A 1,076-nucleotide genomic window follows, 5' to 3' on the forward strand; every position below is an offset into this window, starting at 1 on the left:
GCGGGGCACGCGGGGCGCGGCGCACGCGGGGCGCGGCGTGGCTTCGCGCGGAGGTGTGCGGCCTCGGCCTCGCGTGCGGGCCGGGGCGGGGTGCCTGGCTAGGGTGCGCGTGTGACCGCTCGACCCGCCGCTCCCGAAGCCTCCTCCGTACCGCCGACGTGGCCGCTCCCGTGGCGCGAAGCCATGGACGCGGCGCTCTACGGGCCGGACGGCTTCTACCGCTCCGCCGGACCGGGCCCCGCCGCGCACTTCCGGACCTCCGTGCACGCCTCCCCCCACTACGCGCGGGCCGTCGCCCGCCTCCTCACCGAGGTGGACACCCTGCTCGGCGCCCCGCCCGCGCTCGACTTCGTGGACATCGGCGCCGGGCGCGGGGAACTCCTCACCGGCGTCCTCGCCGCGCTCCCCGCCGAAACCGCGGCGCGACTGCGGTCGTACGGGGTCGAGCGCGCGCCCCGGCCGGACGGGCTCGACCCGCGGATCGGGTGGGGCGAGGAGATCCCCGGCCGCGGGCTCACGGGTCTGCTCTTCGCCAACGAGTGGCTCGACAACGTACCCGTCGACGTCGTCGAGACCGACGCCGAGGGCGTGCCGCGCCTCGTCCTCGTCGCACCGGACGGGAGCGAGCGGCTCGGAGAGCGCGTGAGCGGCGCGGACGCGGAGTGGCTCGCGCGGTGGTGGCCGGTGGGGGAGGACGGGGACGGCGCGGGGGCGGGGACGCCCGTGGAGGTGGGGGCGCTCGCGGGGGCGGGCGTGTGCGGTGAGGCGGGGGGCCGGGAAGAGGCCGGGGCGCGGGCCGAGCCGGGGATGCGGGCCGAGTCCGGCGTGGGGCGGGATGCCGCTTGGGCGGCGGCGGTCTCGCACCTCGGGCGGGGCCTCGCCGTCGCCGTCGATTACGCGCACTCCGCGCACACGCGCCCCGCCTTCGGGACGCTCACCGGGTTCCGCGCGGGCCGCGAGGTCGCCCCCGTACCGGACGGCACGACGGACCTCACCGCCCACGTGGCACTCGACGCCTGCGCCGCCGCGACCGCGCACCACGGCCCCGCGACGCTCACCCGCCAACGCGAGGCACT

At 79.2% G+C, this 1,076-nt stretch carries 1 protein-coding gene; it reads left to right on the forward strand.

The features are described from left to right. Positions 1-183: 183 nt before the first annotated feature. Positions 184-1,076: SAM-dependent methyltransferase (locus G3I42_RS15995; RefSeq protein ID WP_164286544.1), on the forward strand; the 893-nt coding region annotated here is incomplete at its 3' end.

This window comes from Streptomyces sp. SID11385 (assembly GCF_010548245.1).
Classification (GTDB): domain Bacteria; phylum Actinomycetota; class Actinomycetes; order Streptomycetales; family Streptomycetaceae; genus Streptomyces.